13 protein-coding genes are annotated in these 15118 nt (G+C 72.2%); 9 read left to right on the top strand and 4 right to left on the bottom strand.

What is annotated here, in order from left to right; translation table 11 throughout:
• The first annotated feature begins 136 nt into the window (after window positions 1–136).
• Complete coding sequence (gene glnA, locus ACZ303_RS00185; protein WP_467333405.1) at window positions 137–1546, top strand: type I glutamate--ammonia ligase; 1410 nt, start codon at window positions 137–139, stop codon at window positions 1544–1546.
• 157 nt (window positions 1547–1703) lie between these two features.
• On the opposite strand, the gene ACZ303_RS00180 is transcribed toward glnA, so the two are convergent.
• The gene (locus ACZ303_RS00180; protein ID WP_467333403.1) at window positions 1704–2540 is read right to left on the bottom strand and encodes a DUF4190 domain-containing protein; all 837 of its coding nucleotides are present in this window, start codon (window positions 2538–2540) and stop codon (window positions 1704–1706) included.
• 309 nt (window positions 2541–2849) lie between these two features.
• Window positions 2850–3128 carry a hypothetical protein gene (locus tag ACZ303_RS00175; RefSeq protein ID WP_467333401.1) on the bottom strand — a complete coding sequence of 93 codons (279 nt, stop codon included), beginning with the start codon at window positions 3126–3128 and terminating at the stop codon, window positions 2850–2852.
• A 118-nt stretch (window positions 3129–3246) separates the two neighbouring features.
• Between ACZ303_RS00175 and ACZ303_RS00170 the strand changes: the two genes are divergently transcribed.
• Window positions 3247–3615 carry an arsenate reductase family protein gene (locus ACZ303_RS00170; protein WP_467333399.1) on the top strand — a complete coding sequence of 123 codons (369 nt, stop codon included), beginning with the start codon at window positions 3247–3249 and terminating at the stop codon, window positions 3613–3615.
• A gap of 43 nt (window positions 3616–3658) precedes the next feature.
• Here ACZ303_RS00170 and ACZ303_RS00165 read toward each other — a convergent pair whose 3' ends face one another.
• Window positions 3659–4282 (bottom strand): histidine phosphatase family protein, encoded by a 624-nt coding sequence (locus tag ACZ303_RS00165; RefSeq protein WP_467333397.1) that lies wholly within the window; start codon window positions 4280–4282, stop codon window positions 3659–3661.
• 130 nt (window positions 4283–4412) lie between these two features.
• Window positions 4413–5048 (bottom strand): HAD family hydrolase, encoded by a 636-nt coding sequence (locus ACZ303_RS00160; RefSeq protein WP_467333395.1) that lies wholly within the window; start codon window positions 5046–5048, stop codon window positions 4413–4415.
• 251 nt (window positions 5049–5299) lie between these two features.
• Here ACZ303_RS00160 and sph point away from each other — a divergent pair, with 251 nt between their 5' ends.
• The 7 genes from sph to ACZ303_RS00125 all read left to right on the top strand — a co-directional run bounded on the left by sph (window position 5300) and on the right by ACZ303_RS00125 (window position 15070).
• On the top strand, window positions 5300–6346 hold the full coding sequence (sph, locus tag ACZ303_RS00155; RefSeq protein ID WP_467333393.1) for a sphingomyelin phosphodiesterase: 1047 nt from the start codon (window positions 5300–5302) through the stop codon (window positions 6344–6346).
• A 74-nt stretch (window positions 6347–6420) separates the two neighbouring features.
• The gene (locus ACZ303_RS00150) at window positions 6421–7428 is read left to right on the top strand and encodes a DUF6891 domain-containing protein (protein ID WP_467333391.1); all 1008 of its coding nucleotides are present in this window, start codon (window positions 6421–6423) and stop codon (window positions 7426–7428) included.
• 409 nt (window positions 7429–7837) lie between these two features.
• On the top strand, window positions 7838–8428 hold the full coding sequence (locus tag ACZ303_RS00145) for a winged helix-turn-helix domain-containing protein (RefSeq protein WP_467333389.1): 591 nt from the start codon (window positions 7838–7840) through the stop codon (window positions 8426–8428).
• Window positions 8429–8579: 151 nt separating this feature from the next.
• The gene (locus ACZ303_RS00140) at window positions 8580–9848 is read left to right on the top strand and encodes a sensor histidine kinase (RefSeq protein ID WP_467333387.1); all 1269 of its coding nucleotides are present in this window, start codon (window positions 8580–8582) and stop codon (window positions 9846–9848) included.
• A 175-nt stretch (window positions 9849–10023) separates the two neighbouring features.
• Complete coding sequence (locus ACZ303_RS00135) at window positions 10024–10671, top strand: LuxR C-terminal-related transcriptional regulator (protein WP_467333385.1); 648 nt, start codon at window positions 10024–10026, stop codon at window positions 10669–10671.
• Between the two features lie 144 nt (window positions 10672–10815).
• The gene (locus tag ACZ303_RS00130; protein ID WP_467333383.1) at window positions 10816–13977 is read left to right on the top strand and encodes an alpha-N-acetylglucosaminidase; all 3162 of its coding nucleotides are present in this window, start codon (window positions 10816–10818) and stop codon (window positions 13975–13977) included.
• Between the two features lie 292 nt (window positions 13978–14269).
• A complete protein-coding gene (locus ACZ303_RS00125) occupies window positions 14270–15070 on the top strand; it encodes a tyrosine-protein phosphatase (protein WP_467333381.1) in 801 nt (266 codons plus the stop codon).
• Window positions 15071–15118 lie beyond the last annotated feature (48 nt).

Genomic DNA, 15118 nt, shown 5'->3' with positions numbered 1-15118 from the left:
GGAAATCCCGTCTCTCTAGGGTCGGCCCCAGCGCCCCACAGCGTATGGACCCCATATGGACCCGCATATGGCCCCGCATATGGACAGCGCCACCGAAGCAACCCCGACCGTTCACGGCCGGGCTAGGAGGAGTTGGATGTTCCAGAACGGCGACGACGCCAAGAAGTTCATCGCGGACGAGGACGTCAAGTTCGTCGATGTCCGCTTCTGCGACCTGCCTGGCGTGATGCAGCACTTCACGATTCCGGCGGCGGCGTTCGACCCGGCCGAGGAGCTCGCGTTCGACGGCTCGTCGATCCGCGGTTTCCAGGCCATCCACGAGTCCGACATGGCGCTGCGCGCGGACCTGTCGACGGCACGCCTCGACCCGTTCCGCAAGGACAAGACGCTCAACATCAACTTCTTTATCCACGACCCGATCACGGGCGAGCAGTACAGCCGCGACCCGCGCAACATCGCCAAGAAGGCCGAGGCCTACCTCGCCTCCACCGGCATCGCGGACACCGCGTACTTCGGCCCCGAGGCCGAGTTCTACGTCTTCGACAGCGTGCGCTTCAACACCGCCGCGAACGAGTCGTTCTACCACATCGACTCCGAGGCCGGCGCCTGGAACACCGGTGCGGTCGAGAACAACCGCGGCTACAAGGTCCGCTACAAGGGCGGCTATTTCCCGACCCCGCCGGTCGACCACTTCGCCGACCTGCGCGCCGAGATCTCCCTGGAGCTGGACGCACAGGGCCTCCAGGTCGAGCGTCAGCACCACGAGGTCGGCACGGCCGGCCAGGCCGAGATCAACTACAAGTTCAACACGCTGCTGGCCGCGGCCGACGACCTGATGCTCTTCAAGTACATCGTGAAGAACGTCGCCTGGCGCAACGGCAAGACCGCGACCTTCATGCCCAAGCCGATCTTCGGTGACAACGGCTCGGGCATGCACGTCCACCAGTCGCTGTGGTCCAACGGCGACCCGCTCTTCTACGACGAGCAGGGCTACGCGGGCCTCTCCGACACCGCCCGCTACTACATCGGCGGCATCCTCAAGCACGCCCCGTCGCTGCTGGCCTTCACCAACCCGACGGTGAACTCCTACCACCGCCTGGTCCCCGGTTTCGAGGCCCCGGTCAACCTGGTCTACTCCCAGCGCAACCGCTCCGCCGCCATGCGCATCCCGATCACGGGCTCCAACCCGAAGGCCAAGCGCGTCGAGTTCCGCGCCCCGGACCCGTCCTCGAACCCCTACCTCGCCTTCTCGGCCCTCCTCCTGGCCGGCCTCGACGGCGTCAAGAACAAGATCGAGCCGGCCGAGCCGATCGACAAGGACCTCTACGAGCTCGCCCCCGACGAGCACGCGGGCGTCCCCCAGGTCCCCACCTCCCTCCCGGCGGTCCTCGAGGCCCTGGAGGCCGACAACGAGTACCTCCAGGTGGGCGGCGTCTTCACGTCCGACCTGATCGAGACCTGGATCGACTACAAGCGCACCCAGGAAATCGCCCCGATCCAGCTGCGCCCGCACCCGCACGAGTTCGAGATGTACTTCGACCTCTAAGCCGCGCGGTCCGGCGCCGGCTCGCCGAGCTGAACGCCTTGAGCCCCGCCACTGCCTTCGGGCGGTGGCGGGGCTCGGTGTTTGCCGCCGGAACACCTGAGCCCCTGCCACCGCCCGGTGGGCGGTGGCAGGGGCTCAGGTGGAAGCGGGCCGGGGGTTACTTGACGGAGCCCGTCCAGGCCGCTTCCTTGTAGTCGATTACGCCGGGTTCGACGCTGATCTCCATGCGGTCGTGGGCCTTCTTCTCGGGGACCAGGTAGACGTAGGTGCCGGTCAGCGACTTGCCCGGGTGGGGGCGGCCGGTGATGCCCTGGTTGAAGGTGACGCCCTTGCTGAAGTCGTATGTGCGCTCGACGCCGGCGCCGTCGCCGTCCCGGGCGGAGACGCGGGTCAGGTCGAGGTTGACGTCCTTGTCGGTGCCGTTCTCGATGACCACGGTCACCTTGTAGGCGACGTAGCCCTCCTTGGCGCTGTGGGTGCTGAGCTCGATCTCCTCGGGCTTGGCGACCGTGACCTTGAGGCCGTTCCTGTAACGGGCGGTGTTGCCGAAGTCGAGGGTGCGCTTCTCGACGGGGGCCTGGCCGTCACCGGGCTCGTCGTCCGCGTCGTCACCGGTGCCGGCGGACGGCGTGGGCTGCGCGCTCGACTCGGTGCTCACCTTGCGGTCCTCCTCGTCCGCGTCCTTCCTCACCTCGTGGACGAAGCTGATGGTCAGGAAGACACCGACGACGGCCAGTGCGAGGGAGACACCACCGAGGACGGTGCCCGCGACCGACATCCCCTTGTGGGTGGCCCTGCCCTTGCGCACCCGGGACCAGCCGATCAGGCCGAAGACGATGGCGGCGATTCCCAGCGGGGCCGCGAGCCAGAAGAGGAACGGCACGAGCCCGGACACCGCGCCGACGATTCCCAGCACCAGTGCCGTGATGCCCAGGCCGTTGCCCGGCTGCTCGGGCGGCGGCGGGAAATAGGGCGAGGGAGGCCCCGGCGGCATTCCCGGTCCCGGTGCCATTCCCCAGGGCGGCGGAACGGGTGCTTGCGGCGGAGCGGGCGGCGCGGAAGGCGGCGTGGGCGGGCTGGGCGGCGTGGGCGGCGGCTGGGGCGGCGGGGTCGTCATGTCAGGTGGTCCTTCTGGGTGATGCGCATTCAGGGGCCGGACCCCATTCGGCGTCTTTGCCGACCTTTATCGTCTTTTTAGGCAAACTTCAGGAAGGGTATCCCGCCGAGATGCCGACAGTACGACCGGGCCCTTGCCTTCCTCGGGGGAGGCAAGGGCCCGGTGCCCGGCGCGGAGCTCGCGGTCTCAGTGGCTGTCGTCGGGGATCAGGGAGCGCACCATCCGGCAGGTCGTGGCGGAAGGCTGATGGACGCCGATCTGGCCCGCGACCCTGCGTATCCGGCGGTTGTTGGCCTGCGCCGGGCGGACGACGCCGGAGTGGAGCAGGGCGATGGCCAGGCGCATGGCCTTCAGCCGGCGGTTGTGCGACTCGTACCAGTCGCGGGGCCGGCCGGCGGGCAGCTTCTTCTTCGGCAGGGTCGGCAGAGTGGGGAGGTTCGGGAGAGGTGTAGCGGCTATGGCCATCGGCATCCTCCTGACGCGGTCGTGAGCCCTCGCTCAACACCCCCTATTTTACTGCCGGGCACTGACAATCGACCCAGCTCAGACGGCATTTGACGGGTCTCGCGATACGGTGGCGGGCATGGAGATCTGGATCAACCCCGCCTGTTCGAAGTGCCGGAGCGCCCTCACGCTGCTGGACGCGGAAGGGGCCGGCTACACCGTCCGCCGCTACCTCGACGACGTGCCGAGCGAAGCGGAGATCGGCGCGGTCCTCGACCGGCTCGGGCTCGAACCGTGGGACATCACCCGCACGCAGGAGGCGGTGGCGAAGGAGCTCGGCCTCAAGGACTGGCCACGCGACGCGGACGCCCGCGACCGCTGGATCGCGGCGCTCGCCCGGCATCCGAAGCTGATTCAGCGGCCGATCATCACGGCCGACGACGGCACGGCGGTGGTCGCGCGCACGGACGAGGCCGTACGGGAAGCGCTCGCGCGCTCCGAGCGCTGACCGGGAGGCGGGCCGGCGGGGACCGCGCGGGTGCCCACGGGCCTCACAGGTGGAGTTCGGGAGGGAAGCCCGTCCAGCGCAGGTCGGCGGGCAGGTGCCGCATGTCGTTGTGGAACAGGACGGCGGGCGGGCGGCCCGGGGCGTAGCGGATGGCGGTCAGGGCAGCGTTGGCGTGGTCGATGCCGAGCCAGCGCCAGGCCGGGGCGTCCAGGGCGTGTCGTACGAGCCAGCCGATCAGGAAGTTGTGGGTGACGACCAGTTCATGCCGGTCCACGCCGCCCTCGACGGGGCCGGTGAACCGCTCCACCGCCTGCCGGGCCAGTGGCGGGCCCTCTTGCCGTTCCTCCGGGGTGAACCGCTCCAGGAAGCGGAGGAAGAGGTCAGCGCTGTCGGGCGGCAGCTCGCCCGCTTCCGGTACATACGGTACGTAGTCCCCGGCGGCCGGCGTGGCGTGCAGGGGGACGCCGGTGAGCTGCTCGCCTATCAGCTGCGCGGTCCGCGCCGCGCGTGGCAGGGGGCCGTGGTGAACCGCCGAGAGCGGGAGGTGGCGCAGGCGGCGGCCGAGCAGGACGGCCTGGCGCTCACCGGTGTCCGTCAGCCCGCTCTCGTCCGGCAGTGCCTCGGCGTGCCGGACGAGATGGAGATAGCGGGTGGCTGTTCCGGTCATGTCCGTCCTCCCTCGCGTCCCGTGACGCTCTCCGCGCCGCTCTGAGTGGACGCGACACTCTCGATCCCGGTTCCGCGAGTGCGGACGTCAGGGCCCGGGCGCCGGCGTGCCGCACGCGCGGCGGGCATCGTCACCTCAGCCGCAGGCCGAGGAGCTCTTCCAGCCGGGTGACCGTGTCGGACGGATCGGCGTCGAGGACGACGGCCATGCCGAGATCCCGCGCGGGCTCCAGATTGCGGGCGTTGTCGTCGACGAATACGCAGGCGTCAGCGGGGAGTTCCATGAGGTCCAGCGCCGTGGCGTAGATCGCCGGTTCGGGCTTGCGGGTCCCGTGGTGCTCGGAGAGGACGACGAGGTCGTACTCGGTGTCGAGGTCGTAGCCCGCGTACGGGTCGTGGGGCGCGGAGCCGAGGCTGTTGGAGAGGATGCCGACCTTCACCCCCGCGCGGCGGGCGGTGCGCGCGGCGTCGATCAGCGTGGGCTCCGGGCGGAGGCCGGTCAGGACTCGGCCGAGGAGGTCGGTGGCGTCGACGCCCAGCAGGGGCGCGGTGCGGGCGTTCCACTCGGCCTGGGTGATGGTGCCGCGCTCCAGGCTCGTGTACAGCTCACGCCCCACCGGGTCCGTCGAGATGACGGTCAGGAAGGCGTCGGGGGCGAGCCCCTCGCACAGGCAGAAGTCCCGTGTGGCGTCGGCGATCGGGGTCGTCAGCACCCCGCCGAAGTCGAGGAGGAGACCTTGGCGCCGGTCGCTGGAGTGGCTGGGCATGGGGCTCCTCGTCTGGTGCGGGCCTCTTGTTCCTTCCGGGTCGCCCGACGGCTCAAACGAATCACCGGCGCATTGAACACACCGCTCCGTCGCTGTACGAAGTCGACCGCTTCCGTAGGGGAATTGATCACCTGGAGGCTATCCGGAGGTAACTCACGCTGATTTGATGAGCACGGCTCGTTCCCCCACCCGACCCAGGGGCCCCGCCCGCATCAGCGCCGGCCGTCCCCACCCCCACCCAGGGAGATGCAGTGCCGCTCGTCAAGCATGCCCGCCAGGCCGGAATCGCCTCCGCGCTCGCCACCGCGCTCGCGGCCGTCACGCTCACCGCGGCGCTCCCGCAGACCGCCGTGGCCGCCTCGACCGGGGTCGCCGCCGAGGCCGCTACGGGCGGCGGCGCGAGCGCCGTCGCGGTGCCGGAGCTGAAGGTGCTCACGTACAACACCTTCCTCATGAGCAGGAACGTCTACCCCAATTGGGGTCAGGACCACCGCGCCAAGGAGATACCCGCCGCCGGATTCTTCCAGGGGAATGACGTCGTCGTCCTGCAGGAGGCGTTCGACAACAGCGCCTCGGACGCGCTGAAGGCCAATGCGGCCGGGCGGTATCCGTATCAGACGCCGATCGTCGGGCGGAGCAAGGACGGCTGGGATGCCACGAGCGGGAATTACTCCTCCACCACGCCGGAGGACGGCGGCGTCACCGTCCTCAGCAAGTGGCCGATCGTCCGCAAGGAACAGGTGATATTCCAGGACGCGTGCGGCGCGGACTGGTGGTCCAACAAGGGTTTCGCCTATGTCGTGTTGAATGTGAACGGTACGAAGGTGCACCTGGTGGGCACGCACACGCAGTCGACCGACAGCGGTTGCAAGGCGGGCGAGGCGGTGGCGGACCGGGCCAAGCAGTTCCGGCAGATCGACGCCTTCCTGGACGCGAAGAGGATTCCGGCGGGTGAGCAGGTGATGCTCGCGGGCGATCTGAATGTCGATTCGCACGGCTCCGAATACGCGTCGATGCTCGCGAACGCCGATCTCGCGCCCTCGGATTCCCGCACCGGCCACCCGTACTCCTTCGACACGAAGGAGAACTCCATCGCGGCCTACCGCTATCCGACGGACGGCCGTGAGGACCTCGACTACGTGCTGCACCGCAACGGCCACGCGCGCCCCGCGGCCTGGCGGAACTCGGTGGTCAAGGAGCCGTCCGCGCCGTGGACCGTCTCCAGCTGGGGCAAGGACTACACGTACACCGACCTCTCCGACCACTACCCGGTCGTGGCCGGCGGGAGCGGGAGCTGATTGTCAGTGGCGGGTGGCAGGATCCTCCTACGCGGGTCGCTGATCGCGGGCGGCTCACTGAGCGAGGGGGATCCATGCTGCCCATCACCGTGAACACCGAGCCCGGCGAGGTCCGTTCGTCGGTCACCGCCGAGGAGCTGGCCGAGCTGATCGGCCGGCTGGGCGGGGACGGAGACCGGTTCGCGGTGGTCGAGCGGCTGGTCGCCGAGGAGGAGGGCGACCACTACATCCAGACCTGGCACGAGGGCGACGGCCCTTACGAGGTGGAGTACCGCGACGGTTCGGCGGAGCGCCACTTCGGGGTGCGGATGAGCAGCGCGGAGGAGGTCGTCGCCGTCTTCGTGGCGTGGGCGGAGAACGCGGGCGGCTGGGCGGACGGGCACGCCTGGGAGCGGGTCGAACTGCCGCCGGCCGAGGCGGAGGCCGACGGTGAGACCGATGGGGACCCCGACGCCGACTCCGGCCGGGACCTCGCGGCGGAGCTCGATCCGGAGCTGCTGGAGGAGGCCGAGGAGCACGCCGGGCTGATGATCCGGCGCGGGTTCGGCACGCGCGAGGAGCTCGCCGAGGGCCTGTCCGACTACTTCTACGTCGACGGCGGTACGCCGTTGTCCGTGCCGGCCGCGCGGCAGATCGTCGGGCGGCTGTGGCGCGAGCGGCTGACGGAGCAGGAGAGCTGGCCCGAGGTGACGGACGTCGATCGGCTCGCGGAGGTTTTCGCGGCGCTCCAGGAGCGCGGGATCACGGCCCGGATGAACTTCACGTGCTGCACGAAGTGCGGGTTCGCGGAGATAGGCGCCGAGGCCGCCGAGGGTGACCACGGCTTCGTCTTCTTCCACCACCAGGACGCGGACGGGGCCGCCGAGGGCCACGGCCTGTCGCTGTCCTACGGCCACCACCGTACGGACCCCGAGGACGCGGAGCACGACGAGGCCGACGGCCGTGCCGCCACCGCCGCCGTCGGACGCGAGGTGGTGGCCGCCCTCACGGCGGCCGGTCTGCCGGTGACGTGGGACGGCGACCCGGACCAGGTGATAGACGTCGCGCCACTGGACTGGCGCAAGCGGCTGCCGGTGCGCTGAGGGCTGGTGTGCTGAGGGCGCCGGTGCGCCGACGGCCCGAACGCCGATGGCCGGTGGCGCCGGCGGCCGGTGCACGCCGTCGTGACGCGGCGCCGCCCGCGGCGGCGCCCCCTGCCAAGGTTCCGTATCAACCGGCAGGAGGGCGCTGCTGTTCCGTCGCAGGTCATGCTTCAATAGGGGCATGGCCAGCTTCCAGAACACCGCGACGGGTCGCAGCGACCTGGAGCCTTTCTGGCCTTCCCGTCAGCACCACGATTTCGACCGAGTGTGTTGCCGCGCGACTTCCGCGCAGGCCCACTCCTCCCGCTGACCCTCACGTCGAAGTCAGCCGCCGGTCCCCCGTCCGGCCAATGGCCCGCGCATCGCACGTCCCCTCGACGGTCTCTCGCGCGAAAGAGCTGAGCTCTCCATGACGAACCTCCGTACCCTGACCGTGCCCGCCCAGGCCGCCCGCTCCGCGCACGCCCAGGCGGCGCCGGCCACCGCTCCCGCCGTTCATCCCGCGCACCGCCACCGACTGCGGGCCGTCGCCCCCGACGAGGTGGCGCCGGTCGCCGAGCTGCTGCACTCCGGTGCGGCGACGTGGCTGCCCGCGCCCCAGCACACCGTGCCCACACTGCCGGGACAGCCGCCGATGATCGGCTATCTGGTGCTCGTACCGGCCGAGCAGCCGGTCCCCGAGACCGTCGCCCCCGCCTCCGAGGGCGACGCGCTCGTGCGCATCGACCCCGAGCAGCGGATCGCCCGGGTGGCGGGACGGCCGCTGGACCTGACGTACCTGGAGTTCGAGCTGCTGGCCCACCTCGTCGCGCACCCGCACCGGGTGCACACCCGCGACCAGTTGGTGACCACGGTCTGGGGTTACGGGCACGTGGGCGACGGCCGCACCGTGGACGTCCATGTGGCCCGGCTGCGCCGCAAGATGGGGGCCGAGCACCGCGCCTCGATCGTGACCGTCCGCCGGGTGGGCTACAAGTACGCGCCGCCCGCCTCCTACTGAAAGCGGCCTCCCGGCCGGAACGGCGAGGTCAGAGGGGGGCTAGGTACACCACGGCCGGGGTAGTGGCCCCCGTGACCGAGCCGGGCGGGGTCGCTCAGACTGGACCCCGTGCTCGAAGGACGAGCACGGGGACAGTCGCTGGGAGACACGAATGAAGGTCGGCACCGCTCTACTCGCCGGAGCCCGCGGGCTGTGGCTGATGGTCTACGGGCTGGTGGTGTCGACCCTGCTCTTCACCCTGACCCTGGTGTCCCTGGTCCTGATGGTGCTGGGGATCGGCCTCTACACCACGCCCGTCCTGGTGAACGCCATCCGCGCCTACGCCAACCAGCGCCGCGTCCAGGCCCTCGACTGGGCGGACGTGCGCATTCCGGCGCCGTACCAGCCGCTGCCCGCCCACCGCGGGGGCCTCGTCGGGCAGCTGGAGCTGTGCGTCGCCCTGCTGAAGGACAAGGCGACCTGGCGCGACATGCAGTGGCTGCTGGCGGACCTGACCGGGGGCGCGATCCTGGCGCTGCTGCCGGCGGTGCTGCTCGTGTACGCGATCTGGGGCCCGGTGCTGGCCTGCGGGGTGTGGAAGCCGATCGTCCGGGCCGATGGCACGCAGTGGTTCGCGTTCGTGCCCATCACCGACCAGTTCACCGCCAACCTGGCGGCCGTCACCGGGCTCGCCTTCGGTGTCCTCGGCCTCTTCGTGAACCAGGCCCTCCTGCGCCTCCACTTCCGCATGGCGAAGGTGCTTCTCCAACCCACCCGCGAGCGCGAGCTGGCCCTGCGCGTCGACCAGCTCACCGAGTCCCGGCACGACGCGGTCGACAGCTCCGCCGCGGAGCTGCGCCGCATCGAGCGTGATCTGCACGACGGCGCCCAGGCCCGGCTCGTGGCCATGGGCATGAGCCTGGGCACCATCGAGGCGCTGATCGAGAAGGACCCGGCCCAGGCCAAGCGGCTGCTGGCCGCCGCCCGCGCGAACTCCGCCGAGGCCCTGACCGAGCTGCGCGACCTGGTGCGCGGCATCCATCCGCCCGTCCTGGCCGAGCGCGGCCTGGGCGACGCCCTGCGGGCCCTGGCGCTGCGGATGCCGCTGTCCGTCGAGGTCGACGTGGAGCTGCCGGGCAGGGCCGAGGCGCCGGTGGAGTCGGCCGCGTACTTCGCCGTCAGCGAGGTGCTGACCAACGCCGCCAAGCACTCCGGTGCCCAGCGGGTCTGGCTCGACGTGCACCACACGGAGGGGATGCTCCGCATCGCCGTGACCGACAACGGCCGCGGTGGCGCGCAGGCGCCGGCCGCCGGCGGCGCGGGCACCGGGCTCCTCGGCATAGAGCGCCGTCTGGGCGCGTTCGACGGTGTCCTGGCCGTCAGCAGTCCGGTCGGCGGCCCCACGATGGTGACGATGGAGATCCCCTGCGCGCTCGGGTGAGGGCTCGGCGACAGCGGCACGAGGCGCCCGACAGCGACGTGACGGCCTGTCATCTCCCGGCCTGGGACCGCGCCCCGGCCGGGAATCGGCGACCATGGAGGGAGACGGCCCCCGCCCGGACGGCATCCTCGCCGGGCGTCCCTGGGGCACCGATCTCCCCGACGATGGAGTTGCCGTGCGCGTTGTGCTCGCCGAAGACCTGTTCCTCCTGCGGGACGGGCTGGTCCGGCTGCTGGAGGCGTACGACTTCGAGATAGCCGCGGCGGTGGAGAGCGGCCCCGAGCTCAGCCGGGCGCTGGCCGAGCTGAAGCCGGACGTGGCGGTGGTGGACGTACGGCTGCCGCCGTCGTTCACCGACGAGGGCCTCCAGTGCGCGCTGGCGGCCCGCCGCGAGACCCCGGGGCTGCCGGTGCTGGTGCTGTCCCAGCACGTGGAGCAGCTCTACGCGCGGGAGCTGCTCGCCGACGGAAGTGGCGGGGTGGGGTATCTGCTCAAGGACCGGGTCTTCGACGCGGAGCAGTTCGTCGACGCGGTGCGGCGGGTGGCCGAAGGCGGTACGGCGATGGATCCGCAGGTCATCTCGCAGCTGCTGTCCCGGCGGGAGCGGGACCGGCCGATGGCCCGGCTGACCCCGCGCGAGCGCGAGGTGATGGAGCTGGTGGCCCAGGGCCGCTCCAACGCGGCGATCGCGGAGCGGCTGCGGGTGACCGAGCGGGCCGTCGCCAAGCACACGTCCAACATCTTCGGGAAGCTCGGCCTGCCGCCGTCCGACGACGACAACCGCCGGGTGCTGGCCGTCCTGGCCTATCTGGACCAGGGCTGACCTCGGCATTCGTGGCCCTCCTGGGGTCCCCTCGGGCTCAAAGCCCGGTGCCTCCTGCGCGCCCCATTGCTCCCTTCTGTGACGCCGGTTAGCGTGCGCCTCGCACGCGTCCGTTGTCGCATTATCAGCACAGTGGGGAGCGCCATGACCGAGCAGTCGAACCCTCCGAGACCGCCGGGACCGTCGAGACGCCTGCTGCTGGGAGCCGCCGGAGCGATCGGCGCGGGAGCCGCCCTCGGCCTTCCCTCCACGGCGGAAGCCGCGGCGGCCGAGGGGTACTCCGCGGCCCCCGCCGGACGCGCGCCCTTCGCCACCGCCCCGGCCCGCGCGGCGCTGGAGCGGCTGCTCGGCGGGCATGCCGGGCAGTTCCGGCTGACGGCGCTGGGCCGCGCGCCCGGCGGCGAGGAGCGGTTCGAGGTCGGCGGCCGGGCCGGGCGGATCGAGGTGTCGGGTACGAGCCCGGCGGTGCTGCTGACCGGTGTGCACTGGTATCTGAAGTACACCTGCGGCGCCCATCTCACCTGGGGCGCCCAACGGCTCGAACTCCCCGGCACGCTGCCCGCCCCACGGACCCCGCTGAAACGATCCACCAGGCTCCACCACCGCTTCGCCCTCAACGACACCAACGACGGCTACACCCTCCCGTACGCCGACTGGGCCTACTGGGAGCGGATGATCGACATCCTGGCCCTGCACGGCTGCAACGAGGTCCTGGTGATCGCCGGTCAGGAGGCCGTCTACCACCGGCTCCTGATGGACTTCGGCTACAGCGACGCCGAGTCCCGCGCCTGGCTGCCCGCGCCCTCGCACCAGCCGTGGTGGCTGCTGCAGAACCTCAGCGGTTACGGCGGCCCGCTCTCCCCCGCCCTCATCGCCCGCCGCGCCGAGCTCGGCCGGCGCATCGCCGACCGGCTGCGCGAGCTGGGCATGGCGCCCGTCCTGCCCGGCTACTACGGGTCCGTACCGGACGGCTTCGCCGTGCGGAATCCGGGCGCCCGCGTCGTACCGCAGGGCATCTGGCACGGCTTCCGGCGCCCGGACTGGCTCGACCCGCGCACCGACGCCTTCCCGAAGGTGGCCGCCGCGTTCTACCGGCATCAGGCGGAACTGCTGGGTCCGGCCGCGCACTTCAAGATGGACCTGCTGCACGAGGGAGGCACCGCCGGCGGTGTCCCCGTCGCGGCCGCCGCCCGGCGCGTCGAGCAGGCGCTGCGCGCCGCGCACCCGGACGCGACCTGGGTGATCCTCGGCTGGCAGGACAACCCGCTCCCCGAGCTGCTGGGCGCGGTCGACCGGAAGCGGATGCTGATCGTCGACGGCATCTCGGACCGCTTCAAGGGCATCACCGACCGGGAGAAGGACTGGGGCTCCACCCCGTACGCCTTCGGCTCGATCCCGAACTTCGGCGGCCGGACGACGCTCGGCGCCAAGACGCACATCTGGACCGAGAAGTTCTTCGCCTGGCGCGACAAGCCCGGCAGCGCGCTGGTGGGCACGGCGTTCATGCCGGAGGGCGCCGACCGCGACCCGGCCGCCTTCGAGTACTTCTCCGAGCTGGCGTGGCGCGACCGGGCGCCCGACCGGGCGCAGTGGTTCGCCTCGTACGCCGACCTGCGCTACGGGCGCGAGGACAAGGCCGCGCGGGAGGCGTGGGCGGCGCTGCGCGACACCGCCTACCGGCAGGAGGCGCCCGAGCGCAGCGACCCGCACGACAGCCTCTTCGCCGCCCGCCCGAGCCTGGACGCCGACCGCGCCGGCGAGTACGCGCCGAGCGCCGTGTCCTACGACCCGGCGCGCTTCGACGCGGCGCTGACCGGGCTGCTGGGCGCCGGCGCGGCCCTGCGCGGCGGCGACACGTACCGCTTCGACCTGGTCGACGTCGCCCGGCAGGCGCTCGCGCACCGCAGCCGGCAGCTGCTCCCCGAGCTCAAGAGCGCCTACGCCCGCAAGGACCTGACCGCCTTCCGCGCGCTCGCCGCGCTGTGGCTGCGGCTGATGGGCCTGGCCGACGACATCGCCGGCGCGCACCGGGCGTTCCTCCTCGGCCCGTGGAACGCGGCGGCGCGTGCCTGGGCGGACGGGCCGGACGAGGCGGCCGACCTGGAGCGCACGGCCCGGATACTGCTCACCGTGTGGGGCGGGCGGGCGACCTCCGAGGACGGGAAGCTGCACGACTACGCGAACCGCGACTGGCACGGCCTGATGGCCGACTTCTACCTGCCGCGCTGGCGGCGGTGGCTGGAGGAGCTGGAGGACGCGCTGCGGCAGGGGCGGGCGCCGCGGGCCGTGGACTGGTTCGCGGTGGAGGAGCCGTGGACGCGGGAGACCCGGGCGTACCCGCTGCGGCCGGTGACCGACGCCTACCGCACGGCGCTGCGCGTACGGGACACCCTCGCCGTGGCGCCGTACCAGGGGGCGCTGTCGTCGGCGGCCGATCCGGCCGCCGTCGCGCCGGGCGGCGGCGCGACGGTCACCGCGGCGCTGACCAATGTCAACGGCTTCCGGGCCACCGGGCCCGTCGACCTCGCCGTCGCCGGGCTCAAGGCCGCGCCACAGGGCCCGACTTCGCTGCCCTCCCTGCCTCCGGGCGGTACGGGCACGGCGCGCTGGCGCGTCACCGCGCCCGCCGCACCGCTGGAGCACCCCCTCCAGCCGCTGCCGTACGAGGTGAGCGCGCGCTACGGGCCGCAGGGCGAGGACCGGGTGCGGTCGGTGCGGACGGGCACGCTGTTCGTCGCCGGACCGCTGGGGTCCGGTTGGCGCACGGTCACCAGCAATGCCGCCGTCTTCGGCCGGCTCGGGGACCGCTTCGCGATCGACGGCGGGGGCGAGGACCTGTGGAAGGGCACCGAGCAGTTCGGCGCGGTCTACCGCGCGGGCGCGCTGACGGCGGGCGGGGTGGCCACCGTGCGGGTGGACAGCCAGACCCACACCGGCGGCTGGGCGCGTACGGGCATCATCGTGCGCAACAGCCTCGCGGCACGGTCGCCGGGCGCGGTGAACCTCGCCGTGACGCCAGGGCAGGGCGTGGTGCTGTCGTACGACACCAACGGCGACGGCACCTTCGACGGCTACCGGCGCGTCACCGGCGTCAAGGCTCCGGTGACGCTGCGGCTGACCCGTACGGCCTCGGGCGCCTATGCGGCGGAGTGCTCGACGGACGACGGCGCGACGTGGCGGACGGTCGCGACGGTCACCGTCCCGGGACCGGCCCGCGCCCAGGATGTGGGGCTGTTCCTTACGGCGGGCAATGACGGGAGCGGGGCGCGGGGGATGGGCCGGTTCAGTGGGTGGCGGCTGGGGTGAGGGTGGGGCGGGGGAGCCGCCGGTCACGGGTGCGGGGGCGCGGTGGTACCGGCGTGCGCGGGGTTGCGCGCCGTCCGCGCCGGGGGGCGTGCGCGGTCGGTCGCGGGTGCCGGCGCGGCTTTCTCCCCCACCCCGCCCCTTCCCGTGACCGGGGCTCCGCCCCGGGCGCCGGACGGGCTGGATGGACCGGCCTTGATCCAGCACGGACCCTCCCGGGCCCCCGGGGCGCGAGCGCGGCCTCGGCTACCGTTCGGCACAATAACGGTAGATATCAGACAAGGGAGACGCGCCCATGCCGCAATTCGACGACGCCTCGACCATCATCAATCTCCGTGATCTCGGCGGCATCGCGCTCGCCGGCAATTCCGCCGTCCGCCCCGGCCTGCTGCTGCGCTCCGGCCAGCTCGACCGGCTCGACCCGTCGATCGACCCGGCCGTCGCCGGGCTCGGCATCCATACGGTGGTGGACCTGCGGACCGAGCACGAGCGGCGGGCCCGCCCCGACCAGGTGCCCGAAGGGGCCCGGCTGATCGTCGCGGACGTGATGGCGGGCGGCGGCGCGGTGGCCACGGGCGGCCGGGTGCCGGCCGAGCTGGAGACGGTGCTCGGCAACCCGGCCGTCGCCGAGGAGCACCTGGGCAACGGCAAGGCGGAGAAGCTGCTCTGCGACTCCTACCGGGCGTTCGTGACCTCCGAGCCCGCCTGCGCCGCCTACCGGCTGCTGCTGTCCGCGCTCGCCGAACCGGACTGCGGCCCGCTGCTCTTCCACTGCACGGCGGGCAAGGACCGCACCGGCTGGGCCGCCACCGTCGTCCTCCTGCTCCTGGGCGCCGACGAGGCCACCGTCCGGGAGGAGTACCTCGCCGTGAACCCCGCCGTGCGCGCCGCCTTCGCGCCCCTCATCGACCGTTTCACCACCGCGGGCGGCGACCCGGAGATCGTGGACGCGATCCTCGGCGTGCGCCCCGCCTACCTCACCGCAGCGCTGGAGCAGATGGAGCGCACGTACGGTGGGGTGGAGGCCTATGTCCGCGACGGGCTCGGCATCCCCGACGAGGCCGTGGACCGCGTGCGCGCCCGCTGCGTGGCGTAGCGGAGGGCGCGGGGCCGTCCGGAGTACGCCCCCGCAGGGGTGAGGTGA

It is taken from the genome of Streptomyces sp. NPDC023527, from assembly GCF_055560115.1.
The sequence above is the reverse complement of the archived record's forward strand: the minus strand, read 5'-3'. Positions and strand labels throughout refer to the sequence as shown.